The organism is Streptomyces sp. NRRL S-455 (assembly GCF_000717875.1).
In the GTDB taxonomy this organism is placed as follows: Bacteria; Actinomycetota; Actinomycetes; order Streptomycetales; family Streptomycetaceae; genus Streptomyces.
This window is the reverse complement of record NZ_JOCT01000039.1, coordinates 1-13944: the sequence shown is the minus strand read 5'-3', so window position 1 is coordinate 13944 and position 13944 is coordinate 1. Positions and strand designations below refer to the sequence as shown.

The 13944-nt window shown below is 69.1% G+C and carries 12 protein-coding genes, 1 rRNA gene and 1 pseudogene; 10 read left to right on the top strand and 4 right to left on the bottom strand.

Features of this window, described 5'->3' with window-relative positions; all coding sequences use genetic code 11:
* Nucleotides 1–16 precede the first annotated feature (16 nt).
* Both IE97_RS0135295 and IE97_RS0135290 read right to left on the bottom strand, forming a co-directional pair.
* Nucleotides 17–727 (bottom strand): phosphatase PAP2 family protein, encoded by a 711-nt coding sequence (locus IE97_RS0135295; protein WP_030250455.1) that lies wholly within the window; start codon nucleotides 725–727, stop codon nucleotides 17–19.
* 252 nt (nucleotides 728–979) lie between these two features.
* On the bottom strand, nucleotides 980–1987 hold the full coding sequence (locus tag IE97_RS0135290; protein WP_030250452.1) for an NlpC/P60 family protein: 1008 nt from the start codon (nucleotides 1985–1987) through the stop codon (nucleotides 980–982).
* Nucleotides 1988–2535: 548 nt separating this feature from the next.
* Between IE97_RS0135290 and IE97_RS0135285 the strand changes: the two genes are divergently transcribed.
* The 7 genes from IE97_RS0135285 (at nucleotide 2536) to IE97_RS0135255 (ending at nucleotide 10836) form a co-directional block, all read left to right on the top strand.
* Nucleotides 2536–2979 (top strand): hypothetical protein, encoded by a 444-nt coding sequence (locus IE97_RS0135285; protein ID WP_234331894.1) that lies wholly within the window; start codon nucleotides 2536–2538, stop codon nucleotides 2977–2979.
* Nucleotides 2980–3648: 669 nt separating this feature from the next.
* On the top strand, nucleotides 3649–3957 hold the full coding sequence (locus IE97_RS0135280; RefSeq protein WP_004000049.1) for a hypothetical protein: 309 nt from the start codon (nucleotides 3649–3651) through the stop codon (nucleotides 3955–3957).
* Between the two features lie 195 nt (nucleotides 3958–4152).
* Nucleotides 4153–4977, top strand: coding sequence for a hypothetical protein (locus IE97_RS0135275; protein WP_030250446.1), 825 nt, complete (start codon nucleotides 4153–4155; stop codon nucleotides 4975–4977).
* On the top strand, nucleotides 4967–6292 hold the full coding sequence (locus tag IE97_RS0135270) for a membrane protein (protein ID WP_030250441.1): 1326 nt from the start codon (nucleotides 4967–4969) through the stop codon (nucleotides 6290–6292). The genes IE97_RS0135275 and IE97_RS0135270 overlap by 11 nt, the downstream gene beginning before the upstream one ends.
* A complete protein-coding gene (locus IE97_RS0135265) occupies nucleotides 6289–7845 on the top strand; it encodes an SCO6880 family protein (protein ID WP_030250436.1) in 1557 nt (518 codons plus the stop codon). Before IE97_RS0135270 ends, IE97_RS0135265 begins: the two co-directional genes overlap by 4 nt.
* A gap of 6 nt (nucleotides 7846–7851) precedes the next feature.
* Complete coding sequence (locus IE97_RS0135260; protein WP_030250433.1) at nucleotides 7852–9261, top strand: ATP-binding protein; 1410 nt, start codon at nucleotides 7852–7854, stop codon at nucleotides 9259–9261.
* A gap of 21 nt (nucleotides 9262–9282) precedes the next feature.
* The gene (locus tag IE97_RS0135255; RefSeq protein WP_030250429.1) at nucleotides 9283–10836 is read left to right on the top strand and encodes a TraM recognition domain-containing protein; all 1554 of its coding nucleotides are present in this window, start codon (nucleotides 9283–9285) and stop codon (nucleotides 10834–10836) included.
* Nucleotides 10837–10843: 7 nt separating this feature from the next.
* On the opposite strand, the gene IE97_RS0135250 is transcribed toward IE97_RS0135255, so the two are convergent.
* The gene (locus IE97_RS0135250) at nucleotides 10844–11386 is read right to left on the bottom strand and encodes a GNAT family N-acetyltransferase (protein WP_030250416.1); all 543 of its coding nucleotides are present in this window, start codon (nucleotides 11384–11386) and stop codon (nucleotides 10844–10846) included.
* Nucleotides 11387–11479: 93 nt separating this feature from the next.
* Between IE97_RS0135250 and IE97_RS43530 the strand changes: the two are divergent.
* The 3 genes and pseudogenes from IE97_RS43530 to IE97_RS0135235 form a co-directional block, all read left to right on the top strand.
* Nucleotides 11480–11749 (top strand): annotated as a pseudogene (locus IE97_RS43530) (ATP-binding cassette domain-containing protein); the annotation flags it as partial.
* Between the two features lie 114 nt (nucleotides 11750–11863).
* Nucleotides 11864–13108 (top strand): sensor histidine kinase, encoded by a 1245-nt coding sequence (locus IE97_RS0135240; RefSeq protein WP_030250410.1) that lies wholly within the window; start codon nucleotides 11864–11866, stop codon nucleotides 13106–13108.
* Nucleotides 13105–13776: a response regulator gene (locus IE97_RS0135235; protein ID WP_030250407.1), complete on the top strand. Its 672-nt coding sequence runs from the start codon at nucleotides 13105–13107 to the stop codon at nucleotides 13774–13776. The genes IE97_RS0135240 and IE97_RS0135235 overlap by 4 nt, the downstream gene beginning before the upstream one ends.
* Before the next feature lie 73 nt (nucleotides 13777–13849).
* Here IE97_RS0135235 and rrf read toward each other — a convergent pair.
* Nucleotides 13850–13944, bottom strand: a 5S ribosomal RNA gene (gene rrf, locus IE97_RS39540); the annotation flags it as partial.

Below are 13944 nucleotides of genomic sequence, written 5' to 3'. Positions count from 1 at the left end.
CCAACAGAGGCCGGCACTACGCGGCAAGGTCCCTCTCAGACACCCCGGACGCCCGCTCACTCCGAGCCCCGGGAATCACCGCGTCTCCCTCTCCGCCACGCCGCCCTCTCGCCCGAACGACCCACCCCACCCGAGGCGACCGCTCCACCGCCCGGACAATCGGCGTCAACAGCGCCATGGCCACCGGCGACAGCAGCAACGCCACAGCCGTACCCAGCGCGAACCCACCCACGACATCCGTCGGATAGTGCACACCCATGTACACCCGGATGAACCCGCCGAACACCGCCAGAACCAGCGCGATCAGCCCGAACTTCCGGTTGGCCACGAACAGCCCGACCGCCATCGCCATGACGATCGTCGCGTGGTCGCTCACGAACGAGTAGTCGGTCTTGCCGCTGACGAGCACCTCGAGCCCCTGGTGGTCCAGGAACGGCCGGGGCCGCTCCACGAACCCCCGTATCGGCACGTTGACCAGCACGGCGATGCCCGCCGCGAGCGGCGCCCATACCAGCGCCGCGACCGAGGACGCCGCGTCCTCGTCCCCCCGGCGCCGCACGGACCACCAGCTCCACAGCACGAGCAGGACGATGGCGAGCAACAAGCCGTATTCGCCCACGAATTCCATGACCCGGTCGAACCACGGTGGCGCGTCCTTGGCCAGGCCATTGATGTCGTACAGCAGGTCGACGTCGGGGTTCGACCCGGATTCGGCGAGTCCAGCCATGGTGCTGCGGCCCCTTCGTCGTCTCTCATGGCGCACCTGTGCGTGCGCGGCTCCTGCCACCCCCGTGGTTGTAGATCCGCTTCCGCTGCACGCGCGCACGATGCCTGACACGTGCCCGCCGACGTCCGCTCGGCTACGTCATCAGGAACGCACGGTCCCCGCTGATACGTTCCACACTCCACCGAATGATCACCCAGACGTTATCGAAGAGAGATACGTCTTCGCAGCTCAGGGGGTGGGTTCACACGGGGCTCACACCGTCGTCGGGAGCGCTTTCGCGCCATCTTCGGTGACCCGGGTAGCCCCGAAGTAGTCAGGGGTGTCGATCGGGTCGAAGCGGATCACGGCGCCGGTTCGCGGCGCGTCGATCATGTACCCACCGCCGACATAAATGCCGACATGCCGGATGGCCCGGGAATTGGTGAGGTCGTCCGAGAAGAACACGAGGTCTCCGGGCAGCAGTTCGTCCCGCGCCGGGTGCGGCCCGGCGTTGTACTGGTCGTTGGCGACACGCGGCAGCTTGATGCCCACGCTCTCGTACGCCGCCTGGGTCAGCCCCGAGCAGTCGAAGCGTCCGCCCTGTTCAGCGGTACCGGTGCCACCCCAGAGGTAGGGCGTGCCGAGCTTCTGCTGCGCGTACTCGATGGCGCCGGCGGCCTGCTGGGAGGGATCGACCCGCCCGACGGGCGCCGCGAAGCTCTTCGAGAGGGTGGTGATCCTCTTCACGTAGTTCTGCGTCTCGCTGTACGGCGGCACGCCGCTGTACTTGATCACCGCGTACGCCCCCGCGTTGTACGCGGCCAGCATGTTTTCGGTCAGATTCCCGCCAACCTTCTTCACGTACGAGGCGAGCTCACAGTCGTACGACGCGGCGGAGGGGATCGCGTCCTTCGGGTCCCACACATCCCGGTCCCCGTCCCCGTCCCCGTCGATGCCGTGCGAGGCCCACGTGCCGGGGATGAACTGCGCTATCCCCTGCGCCGCGGCATGGCTCTGGGCCCTCGGGTTGAACCCGCTCTCCTGATACAGCTGGGCGGCCAGCAGGGCCGGGCTGATGGCGGGACACAGGTTGCCCCACTTCTGCACCAGAGCCGCGTACGCGGCGGGCACCGACCCCTTGGCCAGCGCCTTCGCACCACCGCCCACGCCGTTGACCAGGTTCCCGGCGACGAGGTAGACGCCCACGACGAGCAGCATCACGAAGGCCAGCGCGGAGCTGATCGCAACACTCGCCACGATCCAGGCCTTACGCACCGTCAACCGCCCTTCACCGCCCAGGAGTCCACCGCCTCGTCAGTGTAGAGGCGGCCACCGGCCTCCGGAATGATCACGAAGAGGAGAGCCGGAGCAAAAGAAGAACGACCGAAAGCACAGGGCCCCACGCGGGGGGCAACCGGCGCACGGCCCCGTACGTCACAGCGGGCCCGGGGCCGTCACTCGCCACAGCGGGCGCCTCACCCGCGACACCCTCAGTAGCTGATACGCGAGGCCATATCAACGAACGACGCGCCAGCGGCGGAGTGAAAGTACGTCAGGTCGGCTCGGGAACCCTCAACATCTTCGCCAACCTTCCATCCCACTCAAGGCATTTGACTCGACATCACAGCCTTTGACTGAGACCTTCGGCCACCCGATCGGCTCCCGCCCCTCACCCCTCGACATTTCTGAGGTTGCGACAGAAATCAGCATAAGTAAGTTCATTCATGGTCGGCTGCTCGGCTGACATCCCTCAGAGATGGAGAAAAGGCATGCCTGAGAGAAGGAGAAGCGGAACGCGTAGGCGTATCGCTGTCGCGATCGTGGCGTCGGTGGGTGTCGCGGCGCTGGCCGCAACCGGCGTGACCTACGCCTCGGCTTCCAGTCCCGTCCCGCAGTCCGCCCCGGCCGTGCAGGACAACGCGGTCTCTGCTCCCTTCGGTGGCGACGGTCAGACGCACTTCGACCCCAACGGCAACCACAACAACAACCACGACGACGATCAGGTCCACGTCAACGAGCGAACGTACTCGGCCGTACCAGGTCGGTGCACTGCTGTGGTCAGCAGCCCCGCCATGAGCTTCAACGTGCGGAACGACAGCAACAAGACCATCGAATTCTTCAGGGGGATCACCTGCGACAACGGCGCTGCCATCTCGACCATCGCGCCCCACAGTTCCAGCAACGGACTGGAAGGCACCACCGTCATCGACGGAACCACGGTGCCTTTCGCGCTCCTGGGAAGCTTCCGAGTGCTCGAAAAGCACCGCCACTGACCCTCATACAGGCAAGGCGCCAAGCCTCACTGTCCGGTACTCGGCTCCCGGCCCGCCGCAATCGGGCCGGGAGCCAAGGGGATATCCCTCTGAGGGGATATCCGGCTGGTCGGGCCAGTGGCGCTTTCTGCCGCATGATATGCCCCGGCACCGGGCATTTCGGCCTTCCGTGGCCACCGCCGGGGACGGGTCACGACGGCCGCACCGGACGGGGCGCCCCGCAGGGACCCGGCGCCTGTCCGCCGGCTGACCCCTCGATCCCGTGACGAGCTGTCACCGACAACCCACCGCACCCCGTTCGCCATCCCAGGTAGCCTTCACCCGGAGAACACCGGCGCGACCCCTCACCCGACCAGCCGCCAGGAAACGGCCGAAAAGGTGACAAAGACCACAAGAGGGCACAACGACGGAACCACACACCAGGTTCCGCTCAGGCCTCATTGCCCGGCGTGACCTGCCGTGATACACAGAGTGACCATACGATCCTTCGCGCACCGTCCGTCACCCTCTTTAGGGGCCGGAGCGGAACGGTGGCAAGGTATCCGTACGAAACCCGCCAATCAATGACGCCAAGTCGACATACGACAGCGTCATTGTCGGCGAGAATGAGGCCTGACCTCTGCACGACCGCAGAGGATGCGGAACTACCCAACAGGGGCGGTGACTTACATGCTCTTTGCGGCCGATAAGGGAGACATCAACACCATCATCGGCGGGATCGCTCCGGACTGGGGCCCCTTCGGCAGCCTGGGCAACGAGGCCAAGGTGATGATCGAGGTCGTGATGGCGGTGGCCATCCTGATCTGCCTCGGCATCGCCATCTGGGGCGCCGCGAAGCAGCGCATCGGTGCGACCGCCCTCCGCGACACCTTCAGCGCGGAGCAGGGCAAAGGCCTCATCATCGCGGGCCTCACGGGAGTCTTCATCATCGGCTCCCTCGGCACGCTCTTCACCATCGTGTACGGCATGGCCGTGTAGCCCGGGCCCCGCCCGCCCAGGCCGGGCACGCCCGGCTCCTCCCCCCTTCTCCCACCCGCCCGTCGTGCCCACCGGCTGAGGTTGCGTTTCCCTGATGTCGAGTCACCACACCGCGCCCGCGCGGGAACCAGCACGGCTACCGTCGTACGAGGAGTACGAAGTGTCTCCGCACGACGTCGAGGGGGCGTACGCGGCATGAGTCTCGGTGACGAGCACGAGCCCTCCGGCGGCTACGGCGGCACGGGCCAGACCCGCACCCGCCTGCCCGACGCCGACACCTACGGCGCCACCCGCCGCGGCCCCCGCTCGTCGTCCCGCGGCCTGGTCACGGTGGTCGGCGTGGTGGTCCTCCTGATCGCGGCCATCGCCTTCGCGAACCGGGGGGGTGACGACTCCTCGTCGAACGGCAGCACCGACAAGCCGGAGACTGCGGCGACAGCACCTTCGGGGGAGCGGCCGGTGCAGACGAAGACGGGCGACCTCCCCACCGGCTACGCCCGCAGTGAGCAGGGCGCCCAGTCAGCAGCCGCCAACTACGGCACCGCGCTCGGGTCGGCTGACATGTACGACACCCAGAAGCGGCACGCGATCGTCAACACGGCTTACGCACCCGACGTCGCTGCCGCCCAGTTGCCAGCTTTCGATGAGGTGTACTCCCGGGAGAGCTTGCTCGAGAAGATCGGTCTGAACAAGAACGGTGCCGCGCCCAGCGGTCAGACCTTCGTCTCGCGCGTCATCCCGGTCGGTACCAAGGTCACGTCCTACAGCGGCAGCACCGCCACGGTCGAGCTCTGGTACACGTCCCTCTTCGGTCTGTCGGGCGAGGGCTCCAGGAACCCCGTGACCGAGAGCTGGTACACGACGACGTACCAGTTGAAGTGGGTCGATGATGACTGGAAGGTCACCGACTTCACCCAGAAGGATGGTCCGGTCCCGGTCGGACGCGACCAAAGAGCCTCCACCGCAGAGGACATGACCAAGGCCGTCGAGGAGTACGGAGGCTTCACCTATGCCCGCTAGGCATCACGTACTCAAGCTCGGCGCCGCGGTCACAGCACTGCAGGCGGCCACGGTCCTGCTGGCCACCCGTGCCTTCGCCGCCCCCACGCCCTCCCCGTCGCCGAGCAACAACGCGTGCGACTTGCTCAGGGGCGAAGTCAGGGAGAGGTGTGAGGGAGACGACGGAAGCGGTACCGGCGGAGGCAGCCCCTCCCTCGACCCCACCTCCACCCTCGACCCCCTCTCCTCCCTCGCCAAGGGCTGCGCCGAAGCCGCCTCCTGGACCGTCGACAAGCTCAGCGACGCCGTGAAGGAGACCGCGAACGTCGACTTCACGAACCCCAAGTTCCTCCAGCAGTACGCCGTCGTCTTCGCCGCGTCGACGATCCTCACGCTCCTGCTCTGGCTGCTCGCCGTCGCCAAGCGGGCGGTCCGCGGCGTCCCCCTCACCACCGCCCTCTCCGAAGCCATCGGCTTCCTCTGGCTCACCGTCCTGGCCTCCGCCTTCACCCCCCTGATCCTCTACACCGTCGTCTCAGCGACCGACGGCATCACCGAGGTCCTCGCCAAAGCCACCGGCGACCAGACCGACGCGTTCTTCGGCACCTTCTCCGAGGCCCTCAAGAAGGGCGAGGACATCGGCGGCGGCCCCATCATGCTGATCGTCGTCTCCCTCGTCAGCATCCTCGCCGCAGGCGTCCTCTGGCTGGAGCTCGTCATCAGGGCCGCGCTCCTCTACGTCGGGGCCCTCCTCGGCACCGTCGTCTACGCCGGCCTCGTCGACAAGAACCTCTGGGGCCACGTCCGCCGCTGGGCCGGCATCATGATCGCGGTCATCCTCATCAAGCCGGTCATCGTCATCGTCCTCGGCCTCGCCGGCGCGCTCTCCACCGGCGACGGCCCCGACGCCTTCTCCGCCGTCGTCTCCGGCCTCGCCATCATCCTGCTCGCCATCTTCGCCAGCGCGATGATCTACCGCTTCGTCCCCGGCTTCGGCGACGAGATCGCCGGCTCCCGCAACAACCGCCTCATGCAGGGCGCCGAGAGCAAGGCCGCCGCGGTCATCAGCTCCCCCGCCACCCTGGTCGCGCAGGGCATCAAGACCCACAGCTCCCGCGCCGACAACAACGGCGGAGGCAGCCAGTCCTCCGCCCCCCGCCCCAGCAACCCCGCCTCCGGCGGAGTCGCCGCACACAGCGGGCGCACCTCGAACGGCGGCGGCGGATCTGTCCCCTCCGCCGCACCCGCACCCCGTTCGAGCAGCCCCGTCAACACCCCGCACGCCAGCAGCACCCGCAACAGCAGTACCAACCGCACGGGAGGTGAAGGGCGTTGACGACCGAGTCCCACGTGTCCCATCCGGTCACGCCCCGCCGTACGTATCTGATCGGCCGCGCCCGGCCGAACGCGATCATCGGCCGGAACCGCGAGACCGGCGAGATCGCCCTCATCGTCGTGGGCGCGTTCCTCGGCATGATGTGCGGGCTCCTCGTCCCCGTGCTGTCCCTGCGCATCGTGCTGCTCGCCGGGTTCCCGATGCTGGCGCTGGCCGCCGTGTACGTGCCGTACAAGCACCGCACCTTCTACAAGTGGTTCGAGATCAACCGCAGCTACAAGCGCACCCTCAAGCAGGGCGCCACCTACCGCTCCACCGCCGTTGAGGCCGGCACCCGCCTCGACGGCAAGGAGGTCGAGATCGGCCCGCCCCCGGGCATCGGCCGCATCACCTGGCTGTCCGCCCCCTTCGGACCGGACGAGATCGCCGTGCTGCTGCACGCCGACCGCAAGACCGTCACCGCCGCCATCGAGATCGAGGGCCCCGGCGTCGGCCTGCGCGACAGCGAGGACCAGGAGGCCCTCGTCGACCGCTTCGGCACCCTGCTCAAGCACGTGGCCAACGGCGACGGCTTCGTCACCCGCCTCCAGATGCTCGCCCGCACCCTCCCCGCCGACCCGGACGCCCACGCCAAGGACGTCGCCGTACGCGGCGACGACAAGGCACCGCCGTGGCTGCAGCACTCCTACGACCAGCTCCAGTCGATGGTGTCCACCAGCAGCGAGCAGCACCGCGCCTACCTCGTCGCCTGTATGCACTACACCCGCGACCTCGCCGCCGAGGCCAACGCCATGGCCCGCGCCGCCCGCGCCCACGGCGGCAAGGTCGACCGGGACGCCGGACTCGCCGTCGTCATGGCCCGCGAGCTCACCGACATCTGCTCGCGCCTGCAGGAGGCCGACATCCGCGTCCGGCAGCCGCTCGGTCAGGGCCGGCTGTCCTCGCTGATCCACTCCATGTACGACCCGGACCACCCGATCGACCACATCCAGGCGATGACGAAACGCAACGCCTGGCCGGCCGAGCTGGACGCCATGGAGCCCACGTACCTCCAGGCCAAGACCCGCGAGTCCTCCACCCGCGCCCCCTGGTGCCACGCCACCGCCTGGGTGAAGGAGTGGCCCATGACCCCCGTCGGCGTCAACTTCCTCGCCCCGCTCCTCGTCCACACCCCGGACGTCATCCGCACGGTGGCCGTCACCATGGACCTCGAACCCACCGAGGTCGCCATCGAGCGCATGCTGACGGAGAAGACCAACGACGAGGCCGAGGCGTCCCGCGCCGCCAAGATGAACCGCACCGTCGACCCGCGCGACGTCGCCGCCAACTCCCGGCTCGACCAGCGCGGCGAGGACCTCGCCAGCGGCGCCGCCGGCGTCAACCTCGTCGGCTACATCACGGTCTCCTCCCGCTCTCCCGACGCCCTCGCCCGCGACAAGCGCACGATAAGGGCCTCGGCCGGCAAGTCGTACCTCAAGCTGGAGTGGTGCGACCGTGAGCACCACCGCGCCTTCGTGAACACCCTTCCTTTCGCCACCGGCATTCGGAGGTAGGACCTGATGCGGGACCCGCTGTCCGTCCTCACCGACGCCTTCACGTCCTTCCTCTTCGGAAAGGTCGAGACGACCCGGCTCCCGGTGCGCACGTCCACGGGCCAGGCCCAGGCGGTCTACCTGCCCACCGCCGCCCCGGGCCTCGGCGACTCCGGCGTCATCATCGGCCGCGAGGTGTACTCCGGAAAGGGCTACATCTACGACCCCTTCCAGCTCTACGGCCAGCAGCTCCCCGCCCCCCACTGGCTGGTCCTCGGCGAGTCCGGCAACGGCAAGTCGGCGCTGGAGAAGACGTACGTCCTGCGCCAGCTCCGCTTCCGCGACCGCCAGGTCGTCGTCCTGGACGCCCAGGGCGAGGACGGCGTCGGCGAGTGGAACCTCATCGCCGAGGAACTGGGGATCACTCCCATCCGGCTGGACCCGATGGCCGCCCTGGACATGGGCATCCGCCTCAACCCGCTCGACCCCGCGATCACAACCACGGGCCAGCTGGCGCTGCTCCGCACGATCATCGAGGTCGCGCTGGGCCACGGACTGGACGAACGCTCCGGCTTCGCGCTGAAGGTCGCGCACGCCTACGTCAACGAGACCATCGTCGACCGTCAGCCGGTCCTCACCGACATCGTCGAGCAGCTGCGCCACCCCGAGCCCGAGTCGGCCGAGGCGATGAACGTCGCCATAGACGACGTACGGGCCTGGGGCCTGGACGTCGCCCTCGTCCTGGACCGTCTCGTCGACGGTGACCTGCGCGGCATGTTCGACGGCCCCACCACGGTCGGCATCGACCTCGACGCCCCGCTGATCGTCTTCGACCTGTCCCACATCGACCGCAACTCCATCGCCATGCCCATCCTCATGGCGATCGTCGGCGTGTGGCTGGAGCACACCTGGATCCGCCCCGACCGGAAGAAGCGCATCTTCCTGGTCGAGGAGGCCTGGCACATCATCAACAGCCCCTTCGTCGCCCAGCTCTTCCAGCGCCTGCTGAAGTTCGGCCGACGGCTGGGGCTGTCGTTCGTGGCGGTCGTCCACCACCTGTCCGACGTCGTCGACGGCGCCGCGGCCAAGGAAGCGGCGGCGATCCTGAAGATGGCCTCAACAAGGACGATCTACGCCCAGAAGGCGGACGAGGCCCGGGCGACCGGCCGCGTCCTGGGCCTGCCCCGCTGGGCGGTCGAAATCATCCCGACGCTCACCCCCGGCATCGCCGTCTGGGACGTCAACGGCAACGTCCAGGTCGTCAAACACCTGGTCACCGAGACCGAACGCCCCCTGGTCTTCACCGACCGCGCGATGACCGAGTCCTCCGCCGACCTCACCGACGACGCCCTGCGCGCCGCCGAACTCGAGGCGGAGGAACGAGCGGCGGCCTTCGTGGAGCACCACCTGGGCGACTCCGAGTCGACGGTGGCGTAAGGCGCAGGGGAAGGAAGACGCGTGAGACCGGACGACCGCCGCACCCACCGCGACCACCAGGGCGGCATCCCCGACGGCCTGCTCGTCGGCCTCCTCGCGTTCCTCCTCGGCATGACCGTGCTGGTGTGGGCGGCCACCGGCCTCGCCGGCCTGTTCGCCCACGGCTCCTGGCCGTCCGGCGTCACCTTCACCCGCACCCCCCTCGCCATGCGCGGCCTCATCGCCCAGCCCCACGACATCCCCGGCGCCTGGCCCGACACACCCGCCGGCGAACTCTCCGGCTACGGCCTGTTCTGGGGCGTGTTCATCGGCCAGCTGATGATCCTGGTCGTCCTGACGGTGTTCGTGATGGGCACGCTGGCCCGATGGCGAGCGGTCCGCGCGAGTCGCCGTGCGGAAAAGGCGACGGCGGAGGAGAAACCACCGACGTCAACGTCCGGAACCACACACGAGGCACCGGCACCGGCACCGGCACCGGCACAGCACGAGATGCCGACACCGGCCCAGGACCACAACTCCACCTCGGTGCCACGCGACGTGCCGACGCCCCGCCAGGCGACCCACCCCACACACCCCCTGGAGCCGGCAACAGGCCCGGCAGCAGCCCCCGCAACCCCGGCGTCCCTGTTCGGCCAGGAACAACTCGGCGGGTGGGAGAAAATCCTCGTAGCCCCGAGGGAATCCCGCCAGACCGCCGCCACTCAGGCCGTACGCGACGCGGAGGGCCCAGCCCTCATCGTCACCTCGAACCCGACGCTCTGGCAGGACACCAAGGACGGAAGAGCCAAACTGGGTCCCACCCTGCTCTTCGACCCCACCCACCTCTGCGACACCCCGTCCCGCCTCCACTGGTCCCCCACAGCCGGCTGCGAGGACAAGACAACGGCAACCCAGCGTGCCACCGCCCTGCTCACCCCCGTCCGCCCCACCGCCAAACTCGACCAGGCCCTCAGCGACACGGCCCAGACACTTCTGCGGAGCTACCTGCACGCCGCAGCCATCGACGGCCGCACCATCCGCCACGTCCACCGCTGGTCCCAGGGCACCCAGATCCAGGACGCCGTACGCATCCTCCGCACGAACCCCAAAGCGGCCCCCGGTTCCGCGGGCGAACTCGAAGGCGCCCTCACCGCCCACCCCGAACGCCGGGACATGGCCCAGCAACTGACGAGCCGTGCCCTGGCGGCGCTCTCCACGGTCAACATCCGCGAGGCCTGCACCCCCAACCGAACTGATGCCCTCACCTTGGATTCCTTCGTCCACGAAGGGGGCACGCTCTATGTGGTGGGGGAATCCATCGAGGACCCCAGGACAGACCCGGGCGCGATGCCCTTCCTGACGGCCCTCGTCTCCAGCGTGGTCGAGCGCGGCCGGCACATGGCCGAACGGTCATCGGCCGGTCGCCTCGACCCACCACTGACGCTCGTCCTGGACGACGTCGCGGCCGTGGCCCCGCTTCCCCAGCTCCCGGAGTTGCTGGCCGCCGGAGCGGACCGGGGCATGCCGACCCTGGCCCTGCTCCGGTCCCGCGAACAGGGCCGCGCCCGCTGGCCACATGACGAACTGCCGGTCTAGGCCCCCGTCACTCCCGCTCCAGCACGAACTCCAACTCCCGCTCCCCTGAGTCCCCGAGCGGCACGATCACCCCACTCGGCAGGAACCCCACCCGCCGATAGAACCGCTGCGCCCGCCCGTTCTCCTCGTGCACGAAGAGCCGGACCCGCTCAAGACCCCGCCCCCACGCCCACTCGAGGGCCGCGTCGAACAACACCTCGGTCAGCCCGCTCCCCCGCTCCTCGGGCCGCACGAACACACCGACCAGATGCCCCTGCTTGCGCTCCACCGGAAACCCGGCCCAGTCCGTCGTCCCGGGCTCCTCCACGAGCACGGTCAGCGTCCCGACCCACCGCCCGTCCGGAGCCTCGGCAATGATCTGCTGCCTCGCCTCCGCCCCTTCGGCGGCACCGGCCGTCCGCTCCTGCCAGAAGGAGTCCGGCCTCGCCACGGCCTCCTCGTACGTCTCCAGGAAGGCGAGGTGCGCCACCGGGTCCCGCAGCGCCGCGAGCCGCAGCTCCCTGGCCGCGGGCCACTCGTCAGCACGGACGGACCGGATCACATAGCTCATACCGGCCACCGTAGTACCCGGGTACGACACCCCTCACCCCGATTACCCCGCCGGTCCGACGCCTGCCGCCCCCGCACGCACCAGCATCGAAGCATGCTGACGCCACACCAACTAACCAAACGCTACGTCCACCGTACGGTCGTCACGGATCTGTCCTTCACCGTCCGCCCCAGCACCGTCACCGGCTTCCTAAGCCCGAACGGCACCGGCAAGTCCACGACCATGCGGATACTCCTCGGCCTCGACGCCCCCACCCGCGGCCACGCCACCGTGAGCGGACGCTCCTACGCCGCCCACCCCGCACCCCTCACGGAGGGCGGCGCCCTGCTCGAGGGCCGCTCGGTCCACCCGGGCCGCACGGCCTCCCCGGGCACCGCCCTGCTGGCCATGCTCGTGCGGACAGCGGCGACCCTCACGGCGGCCGCGATCGTGCTACGACGCCGAGTCGTCTGACGCGCGGCCTCGGAAACCAGCACGATGGACCCCGTGACGGAAGACCGGGCGCCGGAGCCCCTCACCGAGTACGCCCACCGCATCACACGCCGGGTGCGCGCCTTCGACCGACGCCACCCGCTGCTGTGGGACCTGCACTTCGCCGGCTTCTGGGTGACGGCAGCCCTGACCGACTACAGCGGCGGTGGATGGCGCAACATCGCCCACAACGTGGACGTCCCCGACCGGCTCCTGCTGCTCATGAGCCTCGGCCTCTCGGTGCCCCTCCTCTGGCGCCGCACCCATCCCGGCGCCGTCCTCGCCGCCATGGCCCCCTTCGCCCTCGTCAACGCCTGGACCGGCGCCGCCATCCAGGCCTCCCTGCTCCAGCTGGTCCCCGTCTACCACCTCGCACTGCGCCGCCCGCTGCACCACCTGTGGTGGGCGACGGCCCTGTTCATCACCCCGGTCCTCGTGTCGGTCGCCCGCTACGGCGAGGGCAGCTGGGACCAGCAGATCGGCTCGCAGCTCATGTCCATCACCGTGGCCGTACTCATCGGCATGACGGTCCGCACCCGCCGCAACTACACCGAGGCCCTGGAGGACCGCGCCCGCCGCCTGGAGATCGAACGCGACCAGCAGGCCCGACTCGCCACCGCCGCGGAACGCACCCGCATCGCCCGCGAGATGCACGACATCCTCGGTCACAACCTCTCGGTCATCACCGGCCTCGCCGACGGCGGCAGATACGCGGCCGGCAAGTCACCCGAACGCGCCGCCCAGGCCCTCGACGCCATCGCCACCACCAGCCGCCAAGCCCTCACCGAACTCCGCCGCCTCCTGGACGTCATGCGCAAGGAGGAAGAGGACCAGGCCTCCCGTTCACCCCAGCCCGGCCTCACGGACCTCGACCAGCTCCTCGACGGCGTACGCTCCGCAGGCCTCCCCGTCCACCTCACCACTCATGGCAGCCCCACCCTCACCCCGGGTCGTCAGCTCACCGTCTACCGCGTCATCCAGGAAGCCCTCACCAACACCCTCAAGCACGGCGGCCCCGACGCCACCGCCGAGATAGAGCTGACGTACGCGGACAGGGGAGCCGCCACCGTGACGATCACGGACAACGGCAACGGCAGCCGCACCGACGACCCGACCCGAGCCGGTCGTGGGCTTCCCGGAATGCGCGAGCGAACCGCCCTGTACGGCGGCACACTTGAGGCCGGCCCTCTCCCGCACACGGAGCACGGCTGGCGCGTCCGCCTTCACCTCCCGGAGGAAATCCCGCAGTGACCACGGTCCTGATCGCCGACGACCAGCCGCTCCAGCGCTTCGGCTCCCGCATGCTCCTGGAGAGCCAGGACGACATGACGGTCGTGGGCGAGGCGGCGAACGGCAGCGAAGCTGTCCGCATGTCGGCGCGACTCCACCCCGACGTGGTCCTCATGGACATCCGCATGCCCGGCCTGGACGGCATCGAGGCCACCCGCCGCATCATCGCCGCCGGCGACCGCACCCGCATCCTCATCGTCACCACCTTCGACCTGGACGAGTACGCCTACGCCGGCCTCCGCGCGGGCGCCTCCGGCTTCCTCGTCAAGGATGCCCAGCCCGAGGAACTCCTCTCCGGCATCCGCGCGGTGGCCACCGGCGACGCGGTCGTCGCCCCGAGCCTGACCCGCCGCCTCCTCGACGCCTACGCCCACCACCTGCCGAGCAACCCCGCCGCGGAACCCGCCCCTGAAGCGGATCCGCGCCTGACTTCCCTCACCGACCGAGAACGGGAGATCCTCACCGCCATCGGCAAGGGCTGGACGAACACGGAGATAGCCACGCGCCTCCACCTTGCCGAGTCGACGGTGAAGACGCACGTGGGCCGCATCCTGGCGAAGACCGGCTCCCGCGACCGCATCCAGGCGGTGATCCTGGCGTACGACACGAAGCTGGTCCACCCGTCGTGAAATGGCTTCGGAAAACGGGTCCGGGAAACACAAAAAGGCCCACACCGTAAGGTGTGGGCCTTTTCTAAGATTTGTTCGGCGGCGTCCTACTCTCCCACAGGGTCCCCCCTGCAGTACCATCGGCGCTGTAAGGCTTAGCTTCCGGGTTCGGAATGTAACCGGGCGTTT

Excerpts from the sequence above, each read along its gene's own strand:
- IE97_RS0135295 (WP_030250455.1), bottom strand. The coding sequence starts at position 727 with ATGGCTGGACTCGCCGAATCCGGGTCGAACCCCGACGTCGACCTGCTG.
- IE97_RS0135280 (WP_004000049.1), top strand. The coding sequence starts at position 3,649 with ATGCTCTTTGCGGCCGATAAGGGAGACATCAACACCATCATCGGCGGG.
- IE97_RS0135275 (WP_030250446.1), top strand. The coding sequence starts at position 4,153 with ATGAGTCTCGGTGACGAGCACGAGCCCTCCGGCGGCTACGGCGGCACG.
- IE97_RS0135270 (WP_030250441.1), top strand. The coding sequence starts at position 4,967 with ATGCCCGCTAGGCATCACGTACTCAAGCTCGGCGCCGCGGTCACAGCA.
- IE97_RS0135260 (WP_030250433.1), top strand. The coding sequence starts at position 7,852 with ATGCGGGACCCGCTGTCCGTCCTCACCGACGCCTTCACGTCCTTCCTC.
- IE97_RS0135250 (WP_030250416.1), bottom strand. The coding sequence starts at position 11,386 with ATGAGCTATGTGATCCGGTCCGTCCGTGCTGACGAGTGGCCCGCGGCC.
- IE97_RS0135240 (WP_030250410.1), top strand. The coding sequence starts at position 11,864 with ATGGACCCCGTGACGGAAGACCGGGCGCCGGAGCCCCTCACCGAGTAC.